Origin of the sequence: Exiguobacterium acetylicum, assembly GCF_019890935.1 — a bacterium.
Taxonomy (GTDB): Bacteria; Bacillota; Bacilli; order Exiguobacteriales; family Exiguobacteriaceae; genus Exiguobacterium_A; species Exiguobacterium_A abrahamii.
Window position 1 is genome coordinate 48830 of record NZ_CP082334.1, and the last position, 25472, is coordinate 74301.

The following is a 25472-nucleotide window of genomic DNA, read 5'->3' on the forward strand; positions in this document are numbered from 1 at the left end:
CTACCTCTTATACGATCAACCATATACAACATATTCATATCTATTTCGTCCACCTAATCTTTTGCACTTTAAACCCTCGTTAAAGTGATATCCGTTATCTAACAATCCATCAAGACTAACAAACTTAAACTCCCTATACTTTCGTTCTCTATGGTGTTTTGGCGTTCCTTCCATATACCTTAGCGCGTTCCAATTCATATACTCAACATCTCGACTATTCATCGTGTAGATTAAGAAACCTGCTTTCTTTCCACCTTTTATAGCAATATTATATGCAGCCTTAATCATTACATGATCGTTCCCATGCCCTAGTCGTTTACTAACAGGTGGATATAATAATCTTGCAATCTCGCTTAATTCTTTTAGATGTTGATCTGTTAAACCTTCATCATTGTATAGCTTATACAGTCTTAGATACTCAAATTCATATTCAGATAACCAACCGATATGATCCGGCATAATAACACCTCCTATTTAAGAACCTATATTTTAAAGAAATCATGAATATTTTTAGAATTCTCATTCAAGTTCAATCTTCTTCTCACCAAGCTCTTTTCCTGCCATCCCTTGAGTCGCTTTCAAGGTGACGACTGCCTTCGGGTCCTCGATGTCATAAGCCATAATCCCTTTTGCAGTCCCACCCGGTTTGATATCATCCAGCTGATGCTCTAAATAAGAAGCATACTTCTCTTCTTGTGGCGTCATCCCTACCTCTAACTTATTGATCGTGTCGGTTCCTTCCTGTGTTGCTTCAAAGCAGGCAATCCACGTAGTCATTCCATTCAGTGGTTTCTTGCTGTCGTTCGTCGTCTCATATGTGAAGACGAGTTGTGGTTTTTCACGGAAATACTCTTTACTCGGCTCAAGTACTTCTGTCGAAAGAATCTTGACGGTCGCCATGTCGATCTTTAACGTGTCGTCTTTAAAATAGACATCTTCTTTTTTCGGTTCTGCCACCTCGATCTTTTCAGTTGGATTCGCTGCTTTTTTCGGTGGATCTTCTATCGTCTCTTGTGTGCCGCATCCAACGAGTGATAACCCTAACCCGACGATAACGACCGCTTGTCCTAACTTATTCATCTGCTTCAGCTCATTTCTTTTTTAGTCTTCCCATAGTTCTTCCATCAGCTCATCGATTTCGTCTGACAGTCGCTGCCGTTCGCGGTCATCCTTCTCAATATGACCGTATTCATCCATCCAAATAACATCGCCGGATTCCACCGTCATCGGGAAGCGGGAAATCAGTATGTCGCGCATCCCATCATCGAACTCAACGGCGACCCACTTCCCCTCAATCCGGTCGATGATCCCTTTTCGCTTTTTCATTTCGACTTCTTGATCGTGTAGGACGATCCGTTCCCTTCGAAGACGATCGTGCCACTCTTATCCGTCCGCAGCATCGTCGCCTTCGCACGCTTCAGGTTCGTCACGACTTCCTTCGTCGGATGACCATATGCATTCTTCCCGACACTGATGACGGCATACTTCGGTTTGACATACTTGAGGAACGTCGCGCTCGTCGATGTCTTCGCCCCATGATGCCCAACCTTAAGGACGTCTGCCCGTAGCGTCTTCTTTTTCGCGATCATGTCCTGTTCCGACTTCAGCTCAGCATCTCCCGTGAACAGGAACGTATTCTTCTTGTAGGCGACATGTAGGACTGCGCTCCAGTTGTTCAAATCACTCTTCGCATAGTCTTTGACCGGTCCGACGAACTGCGCCTTCACGCCTTTGACCGGAAGCGAGACGCCTGCCTTTGCCGTCTTGATCGTCAGCTTCTCGCGTTTAACCGCCAACAAGAAGTCCTTGTAGGCTTGCGTCGTATGCTTGACCTTCGGTGCATAGACGCTCTTGACTTTGAACGAGTCGAGGACTTCATCAAGCCCCCCGATGTGATCAGCATCCGGATGCGTCGAGATCAACATCTCGATGTCGCCGACTTTCTGTTTCTTCAAATAAGTGACGAGTTCATCGCCTTTCCCTTTGTTGCCACCATCGATGACGATATCCTCACCACTTGGCATCTTGATATAGATGGCGTCGCCTTGACCGACATCGATATAGTGAACCTTGATTTTCGGTGTCGCTGCCTCTGCGCCTTGCAGTGGTCCAACGAGCAATCCAATACTTGCGAGCGCTAAACTAGCACCCATCCATTTACGTTGCATCTTTCATCGTTCCATTCCTGATTTGTAAGTTATCTTCAGTATACAGGGAATAATAGGAGATAGTTGGTTATTTTTTCTACCTAATCATTTTTCTTAATAGGTTAACCGGTGTATAGATCGATACACAAAAAACAGACCTCAAAGGGTCTGCTTAGTAAAGTGATTCTGCATAAAGTGTGTCAATCGATCGACATCGATAAACCATGTCACGTGCTCAACCGAACCATCCACTTCTCGCACGAAACGAAGCTGGGCATCGATCAATGTCACCTTATCTGAGATTTGCTTTCCCTCCGCTTGCTCCATGACCTCAAACATCTCTACTATACTCATGTACTCCACCCCTCAATGTTTTTGTTAAGCACAGCATAGAATGATTTAAGAAGCTGTACGAATTACCTTAGATAAGATAAGCGAAGTAATATGTAAAATAACCGAGTCGTTACGAAACAATGCACGATTAATTTTTCACGCATAAAAAAAAGAAACGACCTTTTTAAGATCGTTTCTGCCATAAAAATAATCATTCTTCCTACGCATATCGAATCAATAGAGATAAATGAGGACACCTACGATCAGAATGAGCGGAACCAAAAGCATTTTACCTGTCCTGCTCAAAAAGTTCTTCTTTTCTTTTGTAAACAAGAAATCGATCAATAAGAAAAGTCCGAATGCAATCGGTACAAGGTAGAGTAGAGGGACATTTGCAAGTGCTGCACCTAATACATTGGTCGATCCGCCAAATTTCATATGTAGTTTCTCCTTTTTAGATATCCTCGCATACGACACATCATTCACGACCGAAGCACTAACAACGATCTCATACGCGGACAAGACTCTTTCCTTTAGTATGCCATTCCTTCCACTAAACCCTAACCTTTTATTTTCCTTTTTATAATTCTATGGAACGCTCCGTGTCCTCCGTCGCAAGGAACAGGAACGTAGAGATGCCTCGCGCAGGCGATGTGCAGCTCTCGTTATCGGTCCGGCAGGAGGGTAGCGGTGCGATGAGGGTGTTGCTGCGTGCAGCTTACAGCCTCACGCATGAGCCCGAAAAATCTTCTCATGTTGTACATCCAGTAGAAAGAAGATCACTACCTATCTACAGGATAATCCATTCACTTCAGTCAGCTATCTCTTCTCGAATCTTCATGCACTCCACTACTTGTCTTACTACTGCATCCTTTATCACACCCTACTACATAGAAAAGACCAGATGTACGTTCTCACCCGCAGTGGATCCGTCCACTGCGGGTCTCTCATTGCCCTTGGATTCGGGACGAATCCATTCCTTACTCGCTTGCGCTCTCTCAAAAGAAAAACGACGTCGTTTTTCATCCATCGTTTTTTTGTCCATTCATGCTACGGTACGTAGGTGTGTCCTTATTTGAAAATAGAGGAAACTATTACTAAGCTGAACGCGGCATAGAAATGACGATACATAAAAATACGACTCAAATCCTCTTGCTATCAAGGACTTGAATCGTACGATAAAGCATCGAGTGAGTCATCGCACCGCTCATCAAACAATCGACGTAAAGGCTTTAGCGGTCACGTTTAACTCTCCAGCGGTTTCTCCCATACTATTGAATCTGTCGACGGTTTTCTCCATCACTTGAAGGCTATCCGTTGTATCTTTTGCTGATTGGTCCATTACCTTCAATACTTTTTCCAGTTCTCCGTTCATTTTTTCGGTCGTTGTCCGAACATCCACTACAGCACGTTCGACAAGTTTTGACAGGTTTCGGACTTCTGTTGCGACGACATTGAACCCTTTGCCATGATCACCGGCTCGCGCCGCCTCAATTGATGCATTTAAAGATAATAAATTGGTTTGGGAAGCAATCCCTTTGATGGTCGCAGTAATCTGCGTAATCTCGTCCGCCTGTTTTTGCAGATTTTGAACGACCTTATAGTTCGCTAACGTTTCGTTCGCCATATGTTCAATCGTCTTCTTCAATAATCCACTCTCTTTAATCCCATAGAGCGCTCTTTCGTCAAGTGTCTCTGCAATCGTGTCGAACGTCTTCGCATACGTTTCGACTAATTGTTGCCGCTCCGAAATATCCGTCGCGATTTTGACGACCCCGATGACTTCCCCGTCTTCAATCAACGGCATGTAGGTCGCTTCTAACCAGATGGAATTTCCAAGAGAATCAATTCGTTCGATTTTTTCAGAAGTACTTAATCCGAAGAACAGCTTCTCCCAAAATTCCTTATACTCATTACTATTGACAAAGGAGGGAGGACAAAACAGGTGATGATACATACCAATCATCTCTTCCTTCCGATATTTCATCGTCTTCGCAAAGAGATCATTTACATCGACTACTTTTCTTTGCAAATCAAATCGAATCATCGCTACATGATTTTTTAAAGAATCCAACACTATACCAGAAGAAAGATTGACCGTATCCGAATCCATTACCTTCACCCTCTTGACGTCTATTTTTTAGATGCACAATTCGTATTTCCTCATTATGTATATATAAATATAGTTATAAAGGGCTATTCAGAATACATCTTCTTTGAAATCAGTATCCATTTTTTTAGTCTTTTTTATTATTTTTCCTTTCTAAAAACTAGTATCAAAAGTACTAATAAATTATCAGGGTATAAGAAGTTTATATCCCTTGGATTCAAGGTATTAATAACATATTTATGCTGTTGTTAAACAGTATTAAGGCTGTGATAGAAAGGAGAAAATTCGTTATGTCGACCTTATCGGAACCCCAAAGTTTGACTCTCATGCCAAGGTTATCTCAACACTTTCAATGTCATGACATCTTACAGAACATTGGACTCCTATCGATCCGGATCATTCAAAAGAAAAGAGCGGTTTCACTGGTCGAGTATCGACGACTGTATTCACTTCTCGATCAAGAGCAATTGGATTTTCAAAACTTCGTCCATCCGGATGTCAGGCAGCGTCTTGTCTTATGTATAAACCTCTCTTCTCACGAGTGGAGTATCTCCTTGCCTGACCATCACTTTTCTGAAGAATTTTTTCGATTTCCGACTGATTGTCCTCCCCTACAGTTTTCTCGTTTCTATGCGACTACTCATCACTTTATGACTTCACTTGAATCATTCATCCTATCTTTATTTTCTACGAGTATTGAATTCAGTAGTGCTTCCACTTATTATCAAGATACAGCGTCACCAAAATAAGAGATTCTACGGAATTCCTGAATTACATTTATGACTGAGGATGCTGACTATTTTACTGACTGCAATTGATAAACGAAAATAAAATAAGCATTCCTTGTTCGAACGGAGTGATAACCATGCGCATCACACAATACACAGATTACGGACTTCGTACTTTGATATACCTCGGTGCTCATCCTAATGAAATCGTACCGATGCCACAAATCGCAGAACACTATGCAATCTCCCCGAATCATTTGATGAAGGTTACCCAGCAATTGACGAAGCTTGGCTATGTTGAATCTGTCAGAGGACGAAACGGAGGACTCCGACTGACGCATGCTCCAAAAGAGATTAACATCGGAACAGTCGTCCGTCAGATGGAACCGCTCGATATTGTCGAATGCTTCAGTCCGAACGGGCAATGCCTCATCGCCCCTGTCTGTCGTCTCAAAGGGATTCTCGGACGGGCACTGCGCGCTTTTCATCAAGAACTTGCGAAACATTCTTTGGAGGACTTACTCGATAATCGAGATCAACTTGTCGAACTTCTTCACACTCCCACCCCAAGTGTCGAAACCGCTTCCACCTGATCAGTTTTGCTTCATATCATCGACTGATTCATCTAGTATGTCCCGACAAACTACTATGAGAAACAGAGCTAATCACACGTGTGGTGGACGTTATACTTTGTTAGCCATAACAACAGCCAATAGGAACATCATCAAAAAAATCATCTTATTTTACTTACTATTTTTTCACTGCTTCTAGCGAAAATAATGGAAAGGAGAACATTTCATGCACTCGTCTGATTTTCAAGATCGCTGTCGACAAGTTGCTTTAGAAGCGTTTCTCGAGATGTATTCACGACTTTTACATGCAACAGACTCACCTCTGAAGCGACAGCAAGTCGAAAGCGTTCTTGAAGAGATGCGCAAAGAGTTCTCTCTTGAAGTCTTGACTACTTCATCTTCAAACAGAACCATCGAAAATGCTCAAAAACTCTATCAAGAGCTTCATCTTTTTTTGAACTAAAAGATTCATTTTAAATAAATGTTTTATTCTATTTCGCTCCGTGCCTTCCGTCGCAAGGAACAGGAACGTAGAGATGCCTCGCGCAGGCGAGTCGCAGCTCTCGTTATCGATCCGGCAGGAGGGCAGCGGTGCGATGAGGATGTTGCTGCGTGCAGCCTACAGCCTCACGCATGAGCCCGAAAAATCTTCTTATGCTGTACATCCAGTAGAAAGAGCATCACTACCTATCTACAAGAGGATCGATTCACTTCAATCAGCTATCTCTCCTCAAACCTTCGTACACTCCACTACTGTCTCACTACTGCATCCTCCATAACACCCTTCTATCTATATAGAAAAGAATAGATGTACTTTCTTACCCGCTATACAATTGCAATAAAAACGCTATATGAGCAATTATGGGCGTCTGAGAAGCCTATTCGAATTACGACATCTCTTTTAGGTAAACGTTTAGGGATAATAGCCAATCTTGAAAGACATTTAGAACAGCTGCCTATTACAAAGCGTTTACTTGAGCAAATTACGGAAAGTGTGGAACAATTTCAAATTCGCAGATGCTGTAGAATCATTGATAATTTGAAAAATGAATCAAGCGATGTGAAATTGTGGCGTGTTCAAAGATTGGCAGGGATAAAGTCAAAGGATTTTAAAACGATTCGGTCAATATTAGAGGCGTATTTACAGGAAGGTGGAATCGATGAAAAGCAAAGATATAAAGCTTAAGAATTGGCCGTTTGATCAAGGTGCACGCGTGAAATTAGAATGGATCGGTGCACCTTTTAGATACGAAAAAAAGATTGTGCTGCCAGTTTATTTTAGTGGAAAAGTTAATGGATATTATACAACTGAAAAGTTAATAGTTGATTGGACTGTATTAGCTTCTTTAAGAATCCAGCATTATTACGTAGATGGGGTTATTACGCAACCTATCTCACCTAACCAAACTGAAGAAATTATCATTACAATAGATCCAAATTACGTTGGCTATTTTGAACAAAACTATTCAATACGCGGGACAAAATATACAGAAATATCGCAAACTTTCGTTATCAAATACAATGGGGAGCGTTTCTACCTACCTTTAATTGAAGTGCTTAGAGGAATCATTGCACCGAATGCATTCCTGTTGAATTGTTTATTTGAAATGAACTCTTTCCCGTTATATTTCACAGAACAATATGAGTCGGATTTATTACGATTACACTTCGCGTCTTCATACAATGCAAAGTATTTAAAGAACGAGTATTTACATCATTTAGTGTGGCTATTAATGAACAATAACGCTCGTAAAGTATATGAAAGTATAGCTAGTAATTTTCATTTTAATGACTCTCTTAAGTTTGAATGGCCATTTCAAACACCAATCAAACTAAAGCTACGTGTGAAAAAAACACCAACAGGATATACAGTTCTATATATTAAGGCGATGCTAGATAAAGAATTGCAGGTTTCTAATTTGGAAATTACTCACCCTAGCCTTGTTCGTCATGAAAAATCGAATGAACCAAGAAAACGTATAATTCTCCCCCTTTCAACTTTAGGCGATTATGAAGCGGATGTAACAGTTGATGGACGTACAAATGAATTTGATGAAGTAATGACTGATACTTTAACTCATGAATACGTAGATGCTCTAGTAATTACTAAACAAAGAATAACTTCATCCAAACAACGCGAGGGAATTGATCACAACACTAAAAAGACTGTCAAAGCAGTTAATAACAGCCGTTCAATGGGGGATATTGGCGGAACAAGTCTATTAAGAGGCTTAGAAGTTAAGTCATTACAAAATACATATGTTAATGGTGAATTAGCGGACTTTAAAGAAGTATTAAATGAGTTATCAAGAGCTTATTTTGTAGAAAGTGTGGAGGCATATGTTGGTGAGTTAACTGACATAGGAGAGCGTTCATTTGCGTTTTTAGATGATGGCATTACTCCTAGAAAGTATATAGTGGCATATGTAAAACTAAGGAATGGAAAAGAAGTTGCATTGTTAGAAGTTGAACGCGCTGGGCGTAGTGTTTCTACTTTAATTATTACATCCTTAGATTGTTCAAATATTAAATTGCATATTGAGCCTTTACTAAAATACATTATATTCAGCTCAGGTAGTTGGTTAAAAGAAGGTTTAGTTAAATGGGAAAAGAGCCTAGCGATTTATAAAGTAAAGCACACGAGTAACTTTAAAAAGTTGGTATTCAGTAAAATCTCAGACGTTTAATAAATAATCCTTTTAATACACTTAAATGGAACACTCCATAAATGGTGGTTGCGACAAAACAAAAACTTAACTTTTGTGTGTCCGAAACCTTGACCTAAATCCAGCTCGCTGTTACCCTGTTTTTTGGTAGATAGTATAGTTAAATGAGATTTTATTTATTATATTTGTGAAGTAATCTACTTAAACAAACGAAAGTGCTGTAGTTTAAAAAGGATTTATAACGTATACATCAATAAATATAATAACGTTCCCAAATGGAAGTTTGGGGGCATAGGGAAAAGCGACAAACGTTGATATAACGGCCATTTGTCTCTTTTTTAGTGGAACATTGTTTATGCAACTTTTTATGCAAGCACGGCAAACACTTGATACAAGGCAGAACAATCTATAAAATAGTAAATGGAAAGGGAGATTATAGTTTCTACCCGTAATCTTTTTTCTGCAAACGGGCCATTATCCAAAATACCACATAACAGAAGAAATTTATGATAAATATATATTAAGTTTTGAAATATTGGTATTTATGCCAAAGGGTATTCAGTACAGTGCAATAAAAATAGTCTTAGTTAACTTGACTTTTTTTATTAAAAATATATAATTACTAATGTATTTTATAAACTATTAGGAGGATTATTAAAAATGACACATTCTATGAGACTACGTTCCCTATCTTTGAACAAGTAATTAAATACGTTCAAAGGCTCTGTTTGTATTTACAGAGTAAACGGGAGTAGTCTGTCCTTTTTTAATAATCTTCATTTCAAAAATCCACCCAATCCATACTTGTGGTTTGTCTAACTATTTTGATGTAGGCAATATACTGTTTGATTTATTTGGGATGGAAAGATGTTATGATGAGAAAGGCGACTTGTTCTGCCCTTCTTTATTTTTATCTTTTTCACTTTCTTAGCCATGCTCATGCTAGAGCTAGGTATGTTTAGTGATGACTTTCTACAAGTCACAAAAAATAAGGATGGATCTCTTTCCCTTTACTCTAAAATCACAAGCAGATGCTTGTGATTTTTTTATTATTTGGAGGTAGGGAAAATGGATAATATGAATTGGAAACGGAAATTTATTGCGATTTTTACAGGGCAGTTCTTTTCACTATTAAGCAGTGCTGCTGTTCAATTTAGTATCATTTGGTGGTTAACAGATACATCAGGAGGTTCTCCACTGATTTTAACATTAGCAGGACTGGCTGGATTTATGCCACAAGCATTGTTAGGTCCTTTTGCAGGAACTATTACTGATCGTTATTCACGAAAAGTGATTATGATAATTGCAGATATGACGGTTGCACTTGGAAGTTTAGCTTTATTTGTATCAATGTATTTTTATGATCCGAGTATTATATTGGTGATAATTGTATTGATCGTTCGTTCATTAGCAACTGCATTCCATATGCCGGCTATGCAAGCGTCTATTCCACTAATAGCCCCAAAAGAGCATTTGACAAAAGTTTCTGGATGGGGACAGACAGTGGCTTCTATATCAAATATTGTTGGTCCAGCAGCGGGGATGTCATTACTAGCGATAAGCTCCGTTGAGTGGGTTCTATTACTAGATGTCTTTGGGGCAGTAATTGCTAGTAGTATTTTGCTATTTATTCACATTCCAAATGTACAGAGTTCAGAAACTGTTGATTCTTCTAGTTTTATCAGCGATATGAAAGAAGGATATCATGCACTTGTAAAACATCCTGTTTTATTAAGGTTAACAGTCACGATTACGATTGTTTCGGTGCTGTATATTCCGCTAGGCACTTACTTTCCGCTTATGACACGAAATCATTTCGAGAAGGGCGTAGTTGAAGCTGGAATAATCGAAATTGTTTTTGCTGTTGGCCTCATCTTTGGTGGTATATTAATGGGGATTTTCGGAGATCGATTTGAAAAATTGAAACTCATTGTTAGCGGAATGATACTGATGGGGATTGCCTTATTCATTTCTGGCACACTTCCATCAACTTTATTCTATGGATTTATCGTAATGGCTGGTCTAGTGGGATTGTCTGGTCCATTATTTTCAGCTCCGTTTTATGCTCTTATCCAAACCGAAATTGAACCTCATTTACTTGGGAGAGTGTTTAGTTTTGTTGGAAGTTTGGCATTACTTGCAACACCGTTGGGTTACGCATTTGCTGGGGTTCTGATCCACTTAACAAATGTGGCCGTATTATTTTTGATTACAGGTATATTAATTGTATTAAATGCTGTTATCGTAAGGAAAGCAAAATAGGAGGGGAATTTCATGCAATTTTTACTATTCTTTTGATACGAGCTTGGTTTTGAGAAAGAGGCTCGTATCGATTCTAGCTATCGATACGGAATAAAAATATTTCGGGGGTAGCGAAAGATGGGACAAATCTGTTTTGAATTAGAAAATGTAGAAGTGACATATCTAGATAAAGAGGTTTTAAAGATTGAAAGATTAGCTGTACACCAATTTGACCGTATCGGCATAGTCGGTAAAAATGGTGCAGGTAAAAGCACGTTACTAAAATTACTGGCGGGTATCATTAAGCCAACAACGGGAAAGGTGAATCGGCTTGTTGAGAATGGCTATTTTGAGCAACTTGAAACTCCATCAGTACGTGATGCTGATCCAGTGTTACTTGGAAAATTAGACGTACCAAAAGACTCTAATCAGCTAAGCGGTGGGGAACAAACAAGGATGAAACTCGCTAAATTGTTTACTCATTATTATGAAGCTTTATTAATTGATGAGCCGACTACTCACTTAGACCAAGAGGGGATTTCGTTTTTGCTCGATGAACTTAGGTATTACTACGGAGCGCTTGTATTAATTAGTCATGACCGTTCTGTATTAGATGAACTAGTTACGACAATTTGGGAAGTTCATGAAGGTAAGGTACGAATCTATTCAGGAAATTACAGCGACTACATGGCACAAAAGAAGTTAGAACGTGAACAGCAGAGTCAAGCACATGAACAGTTCATAAAAGAAAAGAGCAGGCTAGAAAAAGCAGCACAAGAAAAAATGAAGAAAGCTGAAAAAGTTGCACAAGCAGGTCGATTGTCAAAAAAAGATGCGAATGCAAAGCCGGATAAGTCCTTTATGACAAAATCCAAAGGTACGAGCCAAAAAGCTATGCAGCGTGCAGCAAAGGCCATTGAGCAACGAATGGAAAAACTTCAGGAAGTCGATGCTGTAAAAGAGGATAGGCAAATAAACTTCCATCAATCGAGAAATTTAGAGCTGCATAATAAATTTCCGATAATGGCAGACCGATTTACTCTTCAAGTGGATAACAAAGTATTATTAAATGAAGTAAGTTTTCAAATGCCGCTTGGTAAAAAAATTGCAATTTCGGGTAAAAATGGTGCTGGCAAAAGTACTTTACTCCACCATATTGCTATCAATGCGCCCGGTTTAACAATTTCACCAAAAGCAAAAATTGGATACTTTCGTCAAATGAGCTATCAATATACAAGGGATGAAACGGTATTGGAATTTCTGAAAAATCGTTCTGAATACGATGAGAGATTTTTACGAAGCGTTCTACATTCCATGTTGTTTGTCGGCACAGATATATTAAAAAGTGTAAAATCATTAAGTGGTGGTGAAGCGATTCGTCTACAATTATGTCAATTATTTTTAGGAGAGTATAATATTTTATTGTTAGATGAACCAACCAATTTTTTAGATATCTATGCTATTGAAGCGTTAGAAAGATTTATTACAGCATATAAAGGCACTATTATCTTCGTATCACATGATCGCAGGTTTATTGATTGTGTAGCAGATTGTATATATTTCATTGAAGATCAACAGCTAAAATTAAGGGGTTGATTAATGATGAAGGAGAAATAATGGGGTTATTATCAAAATAAGATCTTTCGTAATTGGGTACTGTTTTGAAGAATACAGTAGAGAATTATCAAACTTTTTTATAAAAATAGTGTAATACTTTATAAAGAAAGAACCCGTTTTGATCAAACTTTTTTCAAAACGGGTTCTTTAAATTTAACGTAAGATAAGCCTTTGTCGCTTCATTTTGATCAAACTTTATTTTAAACCAACACCCGCAGTGGATCCGTCCACTGCGGGTTTCTCATTGCCCTTGGATTCGGGACGAATCCATCCCTTACTCGCTTGCGCTCTCTCAAAAGAAAAACGTCGTCGTTTTTCATCCATGCCCTTACACGCAGACAGGACGGAGGTGTCCCGTCCGTCTACGCTCTATTATCCCCTTTAAAGAACACCTTGTGCCTTCAAGCTGACGTATTCTTCTCCGGCACCGACGATGATGTGGTCAAGAAGCTGGATACCGACGATGCGTCCGACCTCGACGAGCCGTTCGGTCACCTCGATATCTTCACGTGACGGATGCGGGTCACCGCTCGGGTGCTGATGACTGACGATGAGTGACGTCGCATTGTTGAGGATGGCGGACTTGAAGATTTCTCGGGGATGGACAACGCTCGAGTTGATGCTACCGACGTGTGCCCGATGGACGGCAATGACGCGGTTCTTCGTATTGAGTAGGATGACGAGGAACACCTCACGGTCATCGTCCTGGATGAAGCGCTTGGCGATACAGAACGCGTCCTCGGGGGACGTGATGTGCGTCGTCTCGAGCGCGACGTCCGGTTCTCGGACCTCTTGGCGGATACGAGTGATTTCAACGAGTGTAGTCAGTTTCATGGAAAAGCTCCTTTCGCGAGTGGGATGCAGTCCGACACGGTGCCGTCCTGTTGACGGGAACGCAGCGAGCGTTGCGAGACGGCGCAAGGGTGACCGCAGGGAAAGATCAAAAAAAGCGGACAGCGCACCGGGACGAAGGCTTCCGAAGCCCGCGAGCGAAAAGCTTTGCTTTGAGCCAAAACGCGGAGGAAGACAAGGAACGGCAGCGGCTTTTTTTGATGGCCCTTGCGCCGACGAGGAGCGAGCTAGAGTACGGAAACAGGACGGCTTGCGATCCCTTTCCATCAAACAGAGCGGTACCGCTCTGTTCCATGCCTTTGAAAGAATCATTTTATCGCCTTACGAATACCGAATAAGACAGCAAGAACTGGTAAGTAGCGTTATAATGAAGGACGCAATGACAGACTGAACAGTAAAGGAGTACACTCATGAAGATTTCTTACATAGCGATTCCCCTTTCCGTTCTATTGATGGCAGGATGTACAGATACGGAGACGACCTCACCTCCACCCGATCAAACAGAGCAAGTAGCGCAGCAGGACGACACCACTACACAAAAGACCGATGCGAAAAAGGACTCCGATCAACAATCAGAAAAAACAGATGATACGAATCCATCAACGGAATCAAAGACGCCCCCGAAGGATTCTTTCACAGGATATAAGAAGATTTTAGTCGATGGTGGAGATCTGTCCGGTAATCGCCAGGCGAATGTCGTCGTCGACATCGGATTCGGTGACCGGAAATACTGGGCGTTCACGAATGAGCATGGTCAGCTGGTCCGCGTCATCGCGAAGAAGATCGTCCTCCAGAATGATGCGACAGAAGACGTCTCGCGTGACGGACGCTACTACTCTGATGAGGCGAAGGTGCCTGGCGTCGAACGCGCAGACCTCGATGAAGGACATATCATCGCCGACTCGCTCGGTGGCGTCTCGAACGCTTACAACATCACTCCGCAGGACAGTACACTGAATCGTCATGGTGATCAGGCGTACATGGAGGACGTCATCCGCAAGGCGGGTGGCGCAACGAACTTTGAAGTGCAGATCACCTATCCGAATACGTCGACGATGATTCCATCTGCGTATCAGTATACGTATACGGTTCGCGGGAATACCGTCGTCGACCGGTTCAAGAACGGTAATCCAGACGAGACAAATGCTGCACTTGGTCTGACGAAGAAAAAGGAGACGAAAAAAGAACCAACATCGAAATCAGCTCCTAATACTGCAGCGACCGAAGACGTCTCGCGCGTCGATACCGACGGCAATGGTCAAGTGACGATCCAGGAAGCGAAGGACGCAGGCTTTACGATGCCAATCACGGAGAAGCACTGGTTGTATCAATATATGCGGGACAACGACCATGACGGAATGGTCGGAGAATGAACAATTGATCCTTGGGACAAGTGCATCTTGCACTTGTCTTTTTGTATTACTTATTTATATAACAGTTCAGTTTTTATCTGTTTTATCTTCAAAATACATGATAAAATTTACAATATAATCATGTTAAGGAGTTTTTAAATGGGTAAATTAGATGCAATTAACAACCAGTTAGAAAATAGTACTTTTCCAATTAGTTTGAGTACGCTAGAAGACTTAAAAATGAAGTTACCAAAAATCGAACGATCTTACATCGAAATCACATTAAAGGCATTGAGAAAAGAATTTAAGTCCGATCAGCTTTTTTATGCGTTAGAAGGTGTTCAACCATCTTTAACTAAGTATGGCTTTCTTCTAATGACAGAAACAGATGTCGTTCTCTCTATTCATAAAGGTTCGATCATGCCAAGTGGGACAATTGAAAAGATTCCGTTTGCTAAAATTAAAGAAGTAGATTTTGATATCATTCCAATTCCAATTAATCCGTTTGGTGTAAACGAAGGAATAATTTATCTGACACATAAAAAAGGATTTGGGAGTAAAAAACTTACGATTCGTGACGTTACTGTAAGTCGACTCGATTCACTTGTAGAACAGTTGAGATACGCGGCGAATCAAAACAACTAAGGAGGCAATTGTAATGGGATTATTTGATATGTTTAAAGGTGACAGTACAAAAAGTAAACAAGGCATGCACCCTCATTTTGCATTCGCAACATCGCTTGTCTACATGATGGCTTCAGATGGAGAGTTCGATAACGAAGAGATTGGTCAACTACTAGCTGTGCTAGGTGGAAAGAGTAAGAAAGGCACAATTCGTATTGGTGATAACAATGATGATTTAATGGAAAAAGTATTTAAATACTTTGATCGTAATTCTATCGATACATTCTTGGCAGAGGCTGCACCAGTATTAAATCATGAGCAAAAACTCTGTATTCTTGCTAATCTAGTGGACTCTTCGCTATCTGATGGAGAAGCAGAGCGAGAAGAACAAGCCATGTTTAATAAATTCATGACAGCATTCGGAGTAACAGAACAAGAATTTGCTCCAATCTTCAAAGTTATTGCGATGAAAAACGACCGTTCTGTATTTAAAAATTAAGCTATACATCTTTTATCTCAACGTCTAACAATCGCTCATTCGATTGTTAGACGTTTTTTGCTTTGAAAACTTAAAGCTCCTATTTTTTCAACTAACAAACATCATTGATGTATTGTTCTAAGAAATTGATTGAAGAACATAGTTCCGCGGAATATAATAAGAACAAACGTTCTTATTGTGAAAAGGGGTGCTTTAGATGAGTTATGAAGATCGGGGCAATAAGAAATGGATTCCGTTCCTGATGCCTGAACATAAAGGATTGCTGAAACGCTATTACCAGGAGGTCCATCATTTCAAGTTCGAGGATACGGAGGAACCAATCGATGGAACGATCGAGAACGCCTTGAACGACGCCATCTTCAGCGGAGACATCGTCACGGTGACGGCGATGAATGGTCCCTTGACGCATCGTTTCGATGCCTTCGTCGAGAAGCTCGATTACGTGCGAGAGGAGGTCCATCTCGTCAAACGCAACCTCGACATCGAGATCGTCGCGTTCAAGCAAATAGTAAGCGTTCAAATGTTAGGATGAAATGTGATCATCAGTCGTGCGTGTCTTCATATAGTCAGCATGCACGAAGGATGATACGGCGTCTTTTTGCATCACGATAGCGTTTTGTTTTAAGTTCATCGTGCATGCGTCGCTTTTCTAATGAAACTTGACGAATGCACGAGTGACTTCATCCAGTCATTTATTTTGAAGTGAATTGCTGTGATCTAGCGTCTTTTCCCTATTATTCACTCTTTTACTATTTCAACTGCGCCGTAAGATGAATCGCTACCTTGACATGCTATCCTCTAGGGAACCACAGCATGACCGCTACACCGATCAAGCAAATAAAGGCTCCCACCCAGTCATAAAAATCGGGTACTTTCTTGTCTATTCCCCATCCCCAGAGCACAGAGAGGACGATAAAAACACCACCGTAAGCAGCATACACCTTCCCAAAGCTCGGAAATGTTTGAAGTGTTGCGATGATGCCATATAGCGCCAACAAGATACCTCCCGTTACTCCCATATGTATCGATCTTCCTTCTCGTAACCAAAGCCATATCAAATAGCCTCCACCGATTTCAGCAAGTCCTGCGATAAAAAATAAGATTAGTGATACGCCCAATTTCAGTCTCCTTCCGTCAGTTCCTTTATTTTTTAAGTCAATCGTCTCGTTCACGCCTTAACGACTTGTAGGTCACTTTTAATTTTCGACTCACTTTCTTTATTGCGTATTCAACTTCATACCTTTTACAATGCAGATCATAAGTGAAGGCTCTGATGACGAAAAATCGTCAAAAGAGCCCTTCCTGTATTTCCATTACCTTGATTTCACATAAAATTGAAGATGATAGCTATCCTTTTTCGCGCCTCTTCCCGAGTGGATCATCCTTGAAAAGTACTCTCTTATTCTTCGGAGGAATCAGCTGTTCCATTTCAAATAAGCCTTTCCCCTAGACATTCTGGAGGTCTCTTAGCTAATTCAGACGCGATTATCTGACGTCATCACATCTGTTTCAATAAATCAGCAAACGAAATCTGATTCAGTACAAGATAAGAAGAATGCTGTGCCTCCTGTAAAGGGACTTGAAGAAGTGATTGAATGCGTCGCTGGAAGGAACCGACTTCTGACCAATGCCATTCGGTTTGAAATAGTTGGATGACTTCACCTAACGAGATAGCCGAAAGAGGCTTACCGAGGGTCATCCCTCCGTTCCTCCCTCGAAATGTATGCAGTAAGCCGGATTGTCCTAATAGATACACTACTTTGTTTAAATGATTTCTAGATATTCCGCACGCTCTACTAATCTCCTCTATCGTGACGTACCTTGTTTTCCCTGATCGGGAAGAGGTCGACTCTTGCCCTACATAAAGAATGGTAGCAATCCCGTACTCCATCGCGACGGTAATACGCATGTATGTCACTCTCCTCATCGATTCGTTTCGCAATGCATGATTGACTTCTTTCGATATATCCCGCTCATCCTCCTACATTTTTACGTTTTTTTACGTCGGGATCCAACGTGTCAATCGAATCTTCCTAGATACTATGACCCGCACATACGCTTCATGATTTCTCGTCAAACGATTAACCACGACAAACGACCGGCTCTTTTTCCAAGAACCAGTCGTTCGAACGTACCTATAATGGTGGAATTGTGCGTCCTCGCGATGTCCGCTTCTTCAGCAGGCGTAACGCATTCAGGGTCACGAGGACAGCCGCACCCGTGTCACTGAGAACCGCCATCCATAACGTCAACCACCCTGGGAAAACAAGCGCCATCGCGATGACTTTGATTACGATAGAAAACACGATATTTTGTTTAATAATCTGCATCGTCGCACGGCTGAGGTCGAGGGTATAGGGGAGCTTATGCAGGTTATCTGCCATCAAGACGATATCTGCCGTCTCAAGTGCCGTGTCCGTCCCAGCTCCTCCCATCGCGATGCTGACATCCGCCGTTACGAAAGCAGGGGCATCATTGATCCCGTCACCGACCATCGCAGTTCGTAACGTTCGGTCCTGCATCTGTTCGATGATTTTCACCTTATCCTGGGGTAATAGATTAGCATGCACAGCATCTAAGTGTAATTGTCCCCCAATATGGTGCGCTGCTCCTGCGTTATCCCCCGTCAACATGACGAGTTGCTCGACACCTACGTCTTCCCTTAATTTACGTAAAGCCGCAGCGCTCTCTTCTCGTACATCGTCCGATAAGAGGAAAAGACCGAGTAAACGCGACGCGCTTCCTACGAGCACTGCCGTCTGACCACGTTCTTCAGCTTTTCGAACGTCGGATTCGATCGGAGCGATATCATAATCCATCTCCCGAAACCATTTCATTCCGCCAATCTGATAGATCACTTGATCAACCGTTCCAGATACTCCACTCCCGACCTGATTCACGGTGGTATTCGCTTCAAGTGGTCGGATACCTTCTTCACTCGCATATGTCGTGATGGCTTTAGCTAATGGATGACTGGAATGCCGTTCTAGTGAATGCGCGACTTGTAGAGCGAGTCGTCGATCAGGTGACAACGAGATGAACCGTTGAACGCTCGGTGTTCCTTTCGTCAGCGTTCCCGTCTTGTCGAAGGCGATGGCATTGATTTTCCCCGCCTCTTCTAGAAACACTCCGCCTTTGATCAAGACGCCGTTACGGGCAGCATTTCCGATCGCCGTCACGATCGCGACCGGTGTCGAGATGACGAGCGCACACGGACAGGCGATGACGATCAATTCCAATCCCTTATAGAACCACTCTCCCCAACTACCAAGTTGGAGTAAAGGTGGGACGATCATCAGCAACAATGCACCTAGGAAGACGAACGGTGTATACACTTTCGCGAAACGATCGATGAACGCTTCACTCGGTGCTTTATTATCCTGCGCTTCCTCGACCAGTTCAATGATGTGCGCAAGCGTCGTCTCTTGATACGTCTTCTCGACGATCATGTCGAACGAACGATCCATGTTGAGCGTTCCGGCAAATACGTGATCGGCGCTTGATTGATGGTCGTCGTCCCTTTCAAGATCATTCCGTCCAGCGCAACCTGATCACCTGGTCGAATCCGAATCTTCTCTCCAATCCGCACCGCTTCCACTGATTTCCGGATAACGCCCTCTGCTGTCAGCACGAAGGCTTCCTTCGGAGACAGTTCAATCAGTTTCTGAATTGAAGTCCGCGTCCGGGCAAGTGAATGATTCTGGAGTAGGTTCCCGATGGCAAAGAGGAAGACGACAGTCGCCCCTTCGAGCCATTCACCAATGAGTGCTGCACCGATGGCCGCCACACTCATCAACACGTTCATGTCGAGCGATCGGGCGCGAACCGCATAAAATGCGCTCCGGAAAGCTTTCCATCCACTTAGGATCAATGCGATTCCGAACAGCGCGTTCGGTAGATACATAATTTCTATGGTTTGCAGGAGTAGCCCTAATCCAATCAGAATACCGGATAAGACCAATGATATCCCTTCAAATGAGCGTGTCGAAGGTTCGGAAGGCTCTTCTCCCTTGACGTGTCCATCAAAGCCAATCTTATTTAGCTCAATTTTCACCTGTTGTGCATCAAGATGATGTTCGATCTCCATTTCTCCACGTGCAAAAGATACCGTGACAGTCTGCACATCATTTATTTTTTGGAAATGCTGCTCAATCGTTTTAGCACAACTACTACAATCCATCCCCGAAACCGCATACGTCTGAACATGTTTTTCCTCTTTATTTGGAACAATAAGTTGAAATCCTAACTTCTTCACCTCGTTTTGAAGCCGACGATCATCCAGTGCTGATTCGCTCTCAATTTTCAAGCGGGCCGCACCGTAGTTGACGGACACTTTCTGGTACTCCGCTATCGTCACTAATCCCTTCTCAAGAGTCACTGCACAGGATGGACAATCCATCCCTTCTATTCGGTAGGTATGAGTTGTATGATCAGGCTGAATCAAATCCGAGGAAGCATTACCCGAAGAACAACAGGTATCTGTTTCTGATTTTTTTGCCTCTGTCTTTGACATCGTGCTACAGCAAGTATCCTCTTCCTTAGGAAGGGAAGATTCGGTTTGTATGCTCGTACCGGCTATCTCGGATGTCGATTTCGAACAGCAACTCGACTGTATATCCTTTGTTTGGAGTCAATCGTCTTCGTTCGAGGCGCAGCACGTTGTTGTGATTGATGCAGAAACAGCCTTTGGTTCACTTGCTTCGCTTTTTTTTGTAGAGCCGTTGTTACAACAGGAGCTGGCCATTATTCCGCCCCCTCGATGTGATGTTCACAACAAGCTGATTCCTGTCCGATTTCGAGCGTCAGTGTCCCGAATAGTCGTAACAGTTCCCTGACTGTCTCGTTGCGTAGGGAGTAGTAGCCATACTTTCCCTGCGTCCGTTTTTGAATCAATCCGCATCCTTTTAGACAAGCTAGATGCTGTGAAACGTTGGACTGATTCCCTTGGACCGCCTCGACGATTTCTGTCACGGTCTTTTCACCATCATAGATACACTCTAGGATTTGAAGTCGTGTTTTATTAGAAAAACCATGAACGACCCTCACCTTCAAGTCCAATGGTTCCAGTAATTGTTCCAAAATGTTCACTCCTTTTTCATACTCGTTTTCATTAATATGTTATCATCATATTAGCATTTCCTAATGTAAGCGTCAAAAAAATCTTGAGGTGTCTGTTTTTATCCCTTATGATTTTGACCGTACATAACAAACATAAAGGAGTTGAAAAGATGCTTCGAGTAAATTACCTATTGTTACTGCTATCAGGAATGCTCTTGTGGTGTCCTGTACAAGTCTCGGCTCACACTGGGCTCGAATCTTCCACACCCCGGGCAGATGAGACTGTTCTTCCTACAAAAACCATCACGTTGAACTTCGAGACGAACATCGAAGCTGGTGGAAGTATTCAAGTATTTGATTCCACGTCTTCGGATGCACTGAAGGGTACTTTCACACAAGAAAGGCGACGTATGACGTTCCAGCTCGATCGAGAACTGACATCTGGTCGGTATCGCGTCCAATGGAAGATCATCGGTACAGATGGACATCCTATCGAAGGAACCTATCTGTTCAATATCGAAACCCAAACGACCGCGAGCGAAACGAGCGATCAGCCGAAGCCGAAGCCCACCCAACAGAAAGACGTCGATGCGGAAACCGTGAAGACGACAACGTCCACCGCTGAAGATACTGATTTCTTTCCATTTCTAATCGCCGGTGGATTATTTATCATGCTACTGTTCTTCTTTTATCAGATTGTTTTGAAGGGGCGAACAAAATGACTTTGCTCTATATTTTAGGAGATACATTGCTGTACGCCTGTTTTGCACTGTTGATCGGTCATTTCTCGTTACAGCTCATTCCTCCCACTTATCGACCTGATGTAGCGTTCCCGATAAGATGGATACGACTTCTCATCCTATTAATTCCTGTTTTCTTTTCATTGTCGGTCATACGTATCGTGCTTTATTTGCAAGAAGACATCGGACTGTGGTTGACTCTGCGGTCCGTTCTGCTCACATTCGAAGCTGGAAATGCCTTAATCTTGATGACAATCTGTTGCATATTACTTTTTCTGGTCGTCAGGAATACGTCACTCCATTCGGGACGCTTAAAGTTTGCCCTTTTTTTGTTGCTTGCCATGGTTGGTACACTCGCATGGTCCGGACACGCCTCCAGCATCACAGGTGCAGAAGGATTACTCGTACATACCGCTCATGCTTTGTCTGTCTTCATTTGGACTGGCGGTTTACTCGTATTAGGTTATTCCAACGCATCGAATCCCCGTTGGGACGACGTGTTGGAATGGTTCAGACCGCTCGTGACACTATGCTTTTTGATTATCCTCGGATCCGGCATCTATTTGATGTCCGTCGTCGTGAAAGTAGACGACTATCCGAATTCTTGGATTTTACCGTATGGTCAAGCCTTACTATGGAAACATGTCTTAATTCTCCCTGTGCTGATCATCGGTTTCATGAATGGGAAATGGAGTTATGCCTCTTCCAAACAAACGCTTAAAGTCAAACAGATGAGAATGCGCATGGAAGGTACACTGATTCTCTTCATCTTCGCAGCAACTGCGTTGCTCGGTCAGCAAGAGCCACCTCACTCCGTAGAGGATACACTCAAATCAAGTGGGGCCGGACAGCTGTCTGCTTTCGTCTTCCCTAATCTACGCTTTGAATATTCAAACATCGAGTTTGAACCAGGAATGACATCCGTCTTGTTCCTAGTGATCGGTCTTCTTTTCGGGGGATTGGTAGTATTCCTTATTAGAAAAACGAATGAATCGATCAAAACACTTTTTTTAGGATTAGGAATGTCTGTTTCCTTATTTTTAGCTTTCTTGTATAGTATTTCTTTGACGTTTTGATTAAAAAATTCACTTTAGTATCTTCTTGATCAAGAGTTTTAACGATATACAATCTTCCAGTCGTATAAAAAAGACAATGTCTCATTTCGAAAGTGAAATGAGACATTGTCTTTTTTATATAATCGATTTTCTTTTCCTTATCCCGTCGATTCAATCAGGAATAAGCTATAAATTAAAAAAGAAACTTTTATGTTTTCCCTCCTTATGTTCTAGTCGTACTCATGACATGAAGAAAATCGCTAAATGAGATGAAGTGACTCTCTCTTATTAACTTAATTTTTTTTAAACGCTTGTCGAACTCCAATCATAATCAGCGTAATTAGCAAAAATGCTGTCAGGGCAAGGAAGGGAATCGTTATGAAACCTAACCAATTAATATATTGTACGTTGCAAGGGACACCTTGAAGACATGGCTTGACCTCAGCAAATCCTGGAATCTTTTGAACCATGTAGTGGTAGACAGAAATACTTCCCCCGATAAGGCTAAGTGGTAATACATATCGAACCACACCTGAATCATTATTGAATACGGCAATGCCCAGGATGATACTGAGCGGATACATGAAAATACGTTGTGACCAACAGAGCTCACAAGGTACGAATCCACGAATCTCACTAAAGTACAGGCTACCGAGTGTGGCAGCGAGTGCTATGATCCACGCTATATACATACCATAACGTCGCACCTGTTCATTCATCGGCCGTTACCTGTTCTTCAATCACACGGGAAATCGTATCGTAATCAAACGGGTCATCGAGTTTAATACCATTGATCACGATCGTAGGTGTCAACTCGACACCGTGTTCTTTCACGAGTGCATCGTCCTTCGACACTTCATCAAGGATGTCCGCATTATTTCTTAAATCAGATGTGAGTTGTTCTTGATTAATGTCTGGTACTGATTTTGCAGCGATTCTTAACAGGGATTCTTCAGTCACCCATGGGTCATCATGCTGTTCGACTCTCGGTTGTGCATCATAAATCGCCTTATGGAATGTCCAAAATGCCTTCTTGTCTTGGCGATAAACAGATTCCGATGCCTTAGCGGCCAAAATCGATTCTTCCCCATGGAATAAAACATTGATATAGCTGAACTGTACCTTACCAGTGTCAATAAACTCCTTTTTCAACTTCGGATAAACCGTTTCCCCCCATTGTTTACAAGACGGACATTTATAATCTCCGAACTCGACGATTGAAACAGGTGCAGCGTTTTCTCCTTGTGTCGGTTGACCTTCTATTTTTACCGTATCATTTAGGACTGTACTCTTTTTTTCTTGAACAGCATTGTTCTTGATCAAAAACATTGAAATAACTATTAAAAACACGATCAGCAACGTTACAACAACTAAAACCTTCTTTTGTTTCATAACATGATTCGACCCTCCCACTTTCTGAAGTTAATCAGAAAAGGGAAAGGTCAACACCTCCTTCTATTCGATTAAAGTATTTTACAACGTTCATTTATCAATGAGCGTGGCTCTCATGTGCCGCATGCGAGCATTCATCGATACCTGTACACTCGATTTGAATCGTAAGATCTTGTAAATCAAACTGGTCATGAATCAACGTACGGGCCTGTCTAAGTACACCCTTTCGTGCTTCATCCGATTTAACTACTAAATGGCAACTTAGTACATGATAATCAGATGTGATGGACCATAGACGAAAGTCATGTACTTCTTCCACTTCTTCAATGGCAAGTAGCGCACTTTTGATTTCACTGGCGTTTAAATTGAATGGGACACCTTCCATCAAAATATGCCATGAATCCTTTGTTACACGCAAACCACTGATAAATACAAGAATCGCGACTACTAAGCTCGCAATCGGATCGGCTATCGTCCAACCGAAGAATATTATCAGCACTGCCGCAATAATGGCACCGATTGAGCCAAGCAGATCTCCGATCACATGTAAAAAGGCACTTCTGACGTTCAAATTTTCGTCTTTGTCCGCCCGCATGAGGATGAATGCGACAACAATATTAACTAGTAAGCCGATAGTTGAAATGATCAGCATACCTGAGCTTAAAACTACAGGAGGTTCAAGCAGACGTCGATATGCTTCGTAGAAGATATAGAGTGCAATAGCAATCAGGGTGATTCCGTTCAAGAAGGCCGCTAAAATTTCAAAACGCTTGTATCCGAATGTCTTGTGATCCGTAGCCTTTCGTTGTCCAAACATTAATGCTGTTAAACTAAGCCCAAGTGCAGCAGCATCACTTAGCATATGCCCAGCATCTGAAAGTAACGCTAGACTATTGGTCCAAATCCCTCCAATAACTTCAATAATCATAAATAAAAAGATTAGCATGAAAGACCACTTCAGTGCCTTTATATTTATGTTGTTATGACTATGACTATGGTCGTGCGCCAACAGAATCTCCTCCTTTAAATTTTAATTTCTAAGATAAATATAGCACAATGGGTACTATATTCAAATGAACATTTGAATATAGTACCCTCGAATTTTGTTGCTGTCTAAAATAATCTTTGGAGTGACAACATGGTCGGAGAACTAGCACGTACTACTTTATTGGCTTTAAAGAAGCATTCGTTATTATTTTTTATACGTTCATCCGATTCGATTTACGAAGATTTGAAAATACGAACTGAAACGTACAAAAAATTAGAAGGGTCACGGACGAACGGAGGCAGACCTCAAAAAAACGGACAGCGTATCAGGACGCTGGCTTACTGTGTTCGCAATCGAAAAGCTTTTTTGAGAGGAGAAAGACTAGGAGCAATCTAAAAGTCGGCTTACAGTCCCTTCCATCACACTGAACGTTACAGCTCTGTTTTATGTTCTCTATATGGACATAATCATATATTCTAATAAAATTAAAATCGCGTG

The 25472-nt window shown here is 41.8% G+C and carries 27 protein-coding genes and 1 pseudogene; 12 read left to right on the forward strand and 16 right to left on the reverse strand.

Annotated elements, in window-relative coordinates:
- Nucleotides 1-15: 15 nt before the first annotated feature.
- The 7 genes from K7G97_RS16770 to K7G97_RS16800 form a co-directional block, all read right to left on the reverse strand.
- On the reverse strand, nucleotides 16-459 hold the full coding sequence (locus tag K7G97_RS16770) for a hypothetical protein (RefSeq protein ID WP_223042132.1): 444 nt from the start codon (nucleotides 457-459) through the stop codon (nucleotides 16-18).
- A 60-nt stretch (nucleotides 460-519) separates the two neighbouring features.
- The gene (locus tag K7G97_RS16775; RefSeq protein WP_223042133.1) at nucleotides 520-1080 is read right to left on the reverse strand and encodes a DUF5067 domain-containing protein; all 561 of its coding nucleotides are present in this window, start codon (nucleotides 1078-1080) and stop codon (nucleotides 520-522) included.
- Between the two features lie 21 nt (nucleotides 1081-1101).
- Nucleotides 1102-1326, reverse strand: a complete 225-nt coding sequence (locus tag K7G97_RS16780; protein WP_223042134.1) for a DUF3006 domain-containing protein — start codon at nucleotides 1324-1326, stop codon at nucleotides 1102-1104.
- Complete coding sequence (locus K7G97_RS16785) at nucleotides 1323-2153, reverse strand: ComEC/Rec2 family competence protein (protein WP_441316689.1); 831 nt, start codon at nucleotides 2151-2153, stop codon at nucleotides 1323-1325. The genes K7G97_RS16780 and K7G97_RS16785 overlap by 4 nt, the downstream gene beginning before the upstream one ends.
- A gap of 153 nt (nucleotides 2154-2306) precedes the next feature.
- Entirely contained in the window at nucleotides 2307-2501 is a 195-nt protein-coding gene (locus K7G97_RS16790) for a hypothetical protein (RefSeq protein ID WP_223042136.1), read from the reverse strand.
- Nucleotides 2502-2714: 213 nt separating this feature from the next.
- Nucleotides 2715-2918: a hypothetical protein gene (locus K7G97_RS16795; protein ID WP_223042137.1), complete on the reverse strand. Its 204-nt coding sequence runs from the start codon at nucleotides 2916-2918 to the stop codon at nucleotides 2715-2717.
- 772 nt (nucleotides 2919-3690) lie between these two features.
- Nucleotides 3691-4593, reverse strand: a complete 903-nt coding sequence (locus tag K7G97_RS16800; RefSeq protein WP_223042138.1) for a methyl-accepting chemotaxis protein — start codon at nucleotides 4591-4593, stop codon at nucleotides 3691-3693.
- Nucleotides 4594-5455: 862 nt separating this feature from the next.
- On the opposite strand from K7G97_RS16800, the gene K7G97_RS16805 reads away from it, so the two are divergent.
- The 6 genes from K7G97_RS16805 (at nucleotide 5456) to msr(G) (ending at nucleotide 12393) form a co-directional block, all read left to right on the forward strand.
- Nucleotides 5456-5911 carry an Rrf2 family transcriptional regulator gene (locus K7G97_RS16805; RefSeq protein ID WP_223042139.1) on the forward strand — a complete coding sequence of 152 codons (456 nt, stop codon included), beginning with the start codon at nucleotides 5456-5458 and terminating at the stop codon, nucleotides 5909-5911.
- A 205-nt stretch (nucleotides 5912-6116) separates the two neighbouring features.
- On the forward strand, nucleotides 6117-6353 hold the full coding sequence (locus K7G97_RS16810; protein WP_223042140.1) for a hypothetical protein: 237 nt from the start codon (nucleotides 6117-6119) through the stop codon (nucleotides 6351-6353).
- Nucleotides 6354-6698: 345 nt separating this feature from the next.
- Nucleotides 6699-7076: a hypothetical protein gene (locus K7G97_RS16815; RefSeq protein ID WP_214808492.1), complete on the forward strand. Its 378-nt coding sequence runs from the start codon at nucleotides 6699-6701 to the stop codon at nucleotides 7074-7076.
- Entirely contained in the window at nucleotides 7051-8577 is a 1527-nt protein-coding gene (locus K7G97_RS16820; protein WP_214813959.1) for a Tn7-like element transposition protein TnsE, read from the forward strand. Before K7G97_RS16815 ends, K7G97_RS16820 begins: the two co-directional genes overlap by 26 nt.
- 1047 nt (nucleotides 8578-9624) lie before the next feature.
- Nucleotides 9625-10818 carry a macrolide efflux MFS transporter Mef(F) gene (locus tag K7G97_RS16825; protein WP_101035418.1) on the forward strand — a complete coding sequence of 398 codons (1194 nt, stop codon included), beginning with the start codon at nucleotides 9625-9627 and terminating at the stop codon, nucleotides 10816-10818.
- A 117-nt stretch (nucleotides 10819-10935) separates the two neighbouring features.
- Nucleotides 10936-12393, forward strand: a complete 1458-nt coding sequence (msr(G), locus tag K7G97_RS16830; RefSeq protein ID WP_223042141.1) for an ABC-F type ribosomal protection protein Msr(G) — start codon at nucleotides 10936-10938, stop codon at nucleotides 12391-12393.
- Nucleotides 12394-12609: 216 nt separating this feature from the next.
- Here msr(G) and K7G97_RS17560 read toward each other — a convergent pair whose 3' ends face one another.
- Both K7G97_RS17560 and K7G97_RS16835 read right to left on the reverse strand, forming a co-directional pair.
- Nucleotides 12610-12738 carry a hypothetical protein gene (locus K7G97_RS17560; protein WP_262415849.1) on the reverse strand — a complete coding sequence of 43 codons (129 nt, stop codon included), beginning with the start codon at nucleotides 12736-12738 and terminating at the stop codon, nucleotides 12610-12612.
- A gap of 57 nt (nucleotides 12739-12795) precedes the next feature.
- Entirely contained in the window at nucleotides 12796-13242 is a 447-nt protein-coding gene (locus K7G97_RS16835) for a JAB domain-containing protein (protein ID WP_214808667.1), read from the reverse strand.
- A gap of 434 nt (nucleotides 13243-13676) precedes the next feature.
- Between K7G97_RS16835 and K7G97_RS16840 the strand changes: the two genes are divergently transcribed.
- From K7G97_RS16840 to K7G97_RS16855, 4 genes are all read left to right on the forward strand, one after another.
- Nucleotides 13677-14639, forward strand: coding sequence for a DNA/RNA non-specific endonuclease (locus K7G97_RS16840; protein ID WP_223042142.1), 963 nt, complete (start codon nucleotides 13677-13679; stop codon nucleotides 14637-14639).
- A gap of 138 nt (nucleotides 14640-14777) precedes the next feature.
- The gene (locus tag K7G97_RS16845) at nucleotides 14778-15263 is read left to right on the forward strand and encodes a hypothetical protein (protein ID WP_214805964.1); all 486 of its coding nucleotides are present in this window, start codon (nucleotides 14778-14780) and stop codon (nucleotides 15261-15263) included.
- Nucleotides 15264-15276: 13 nt separating this feature from the next.
- Nucleotides 15277-15741: a tellurite resistance TerB family protein gene (locus K7G97_RS16850; RefSeq protein WP_214805967.1), complete on the forward strand. Its 465-nt coding sequence runs from the start codon at nucleotides 15277-15279 to the stop codon at nucleotides 15739-15741.
- A 196-nt stretch (nucleotides 15742-15937) separates the two neighbouring features.
- Complete coding sequence (locus K7G97_RS16855) at nucleotides 15938-16273, forward strand: YolD-like family protein (RefSeq protein WP_223042143.1); 336 nt, start codon at nucleotides 15938-15940, stop codon at nucleotides 16271-16273.
- A 259-nt stretch (nucleotides 16274-16532) separates the two neighbouring features.
- Here the strand turns inward: K7G97_RS16855 and K7G97_RS16860 are convergent, their stop codons facing one another.
- From K7G97_RS16860 to K7G97_RS16875, 4 genes and pseudogenes are all read right to left on the reverse strand, one after another.
- The gene (locus K7G97_RS16860) at nucleotides 16533-16859 is read right to left on the reverse strand and encodes a YnfA family protein (protein WP_214805972.1); all 327 of its coding nucleotides are present in this window, start codon (nucleotides 16857-16859) and stop codon (nucleotides 16533-16535) included.
- A gap of 380 nt (nucleotides 16860-17239) precedes the next feature.
- Entirely contained in the window at nucleotides 17240-17668 is a 429-nt protein-coding gene (locus K7G97_RS16865) for an RrF2 family transcriptional regulator (RefSeq protein WP_316500100.1), read from the reverse strand.
- Nucleotides 17669-17876: 208 nt separating this feature from the next.
- Nucleotides 17877-20254, reverse strand: a pseudogene (locus K7G97_RS16870) (heavy metal translocating P-type ATPase).
- 230 nt (nucleotides 20255-20484) lie between these two features.
- Nucleotides 20485-20820: an ArsR/SmtB family transcription factor gene (locus tag K7G97_RS16875; protein ID WP_251132535.1), complete on the reverse strand. Its 336-nt coding sequence runs from the start codon at nucleotides 20818-20820 to the stop codon at nucleotides 20485-20487.
- Between the two features lie 149 nt (nucleotides 20821-20969).
- Between K7G97_RS16875 and K7G97_RS16880 the strand changes: the two genes are divergently transcribed.
- Together K7G97_RS16880 and K7G97_RS16885 are read left to right on the forward strand one after the other, a co-directional pair.
- Nucleotides 20970-21521: a copper resistance CopC family protein gene (locus tag K7G97_RS16880; RefSeq protein ID WP_223042057.1), complete on the forward strand. Its 552-nt coding sequence runs from the start codon at nucleotides 20970-20972 to the stop codon at nucleotides 21519-21521.
- A 359-nt stretch (nucleotides 21522-21880) separates the two neighbouring features.
- On the forward strand, nucleotides 21881-22615 hold the full coding sequence (locus tag K7G97_RS16885) for a copper resistance D family protein (protein ID WP_223042058.1): 735 nt from the start codon (nucleotides 21881-21883) through the stop codon (nucleotides 22613-22615).
- A 272-nt stretch (nucleotides 22616-22887) separates the two neighbouring features.
- Here K7G97_RS16885 and K7G97_RS16890 read toward each other — a convergent pair whose 3' ends face one another.
- The 3 genes from K7G97_RS16890 to K7G97_RS16900 all read right to left on the reverse strand — a co-directional run bounded on the left by K7G97_RS16890 (nucleotide 22888) and on the right by K7G97_RS16900 (nucleotide 24914).
- Complete coding sequence (locus tag K7G97_RS16890; RefSeq protein ID WP_214806024.1) at nucleotides 22888-23313, reverse strand: disulfide oxidoreductase; 426 nt, start codon at nucleotides 23311-23313, stop codon at nucleotides 22888-22890.
- On the reverse strand, nucleotides 23306-23986 hold the full coding sequence (locus K7G97_RS16895) for a DsbA family protein (RefSeq protein WP_214806020.1): 681 nt from the start codon (nucleotides 23984-23986) through the stop codon (nucleotides 23306-23308). Before K7G97_RS16895 ends, K7G97_RS16890 begins: the two co-directional genes overlap by 8 nt.
- A gap of 97 nt (nucleotides 23987-24083) precedes the next feature.
- Nucleotides 24084-24914, reverse strand: coding sequence for a cation diffusion facilitator family transporter (locus K7G97_RS16900; protein ID WP_396133880.1), 831 nt, complete (start codon nucleotides 24912-24914; stop codon nucleotides 24084-24086).
- Nucleotides 24915-25472 lie beyond the last annotated feature (558 nt).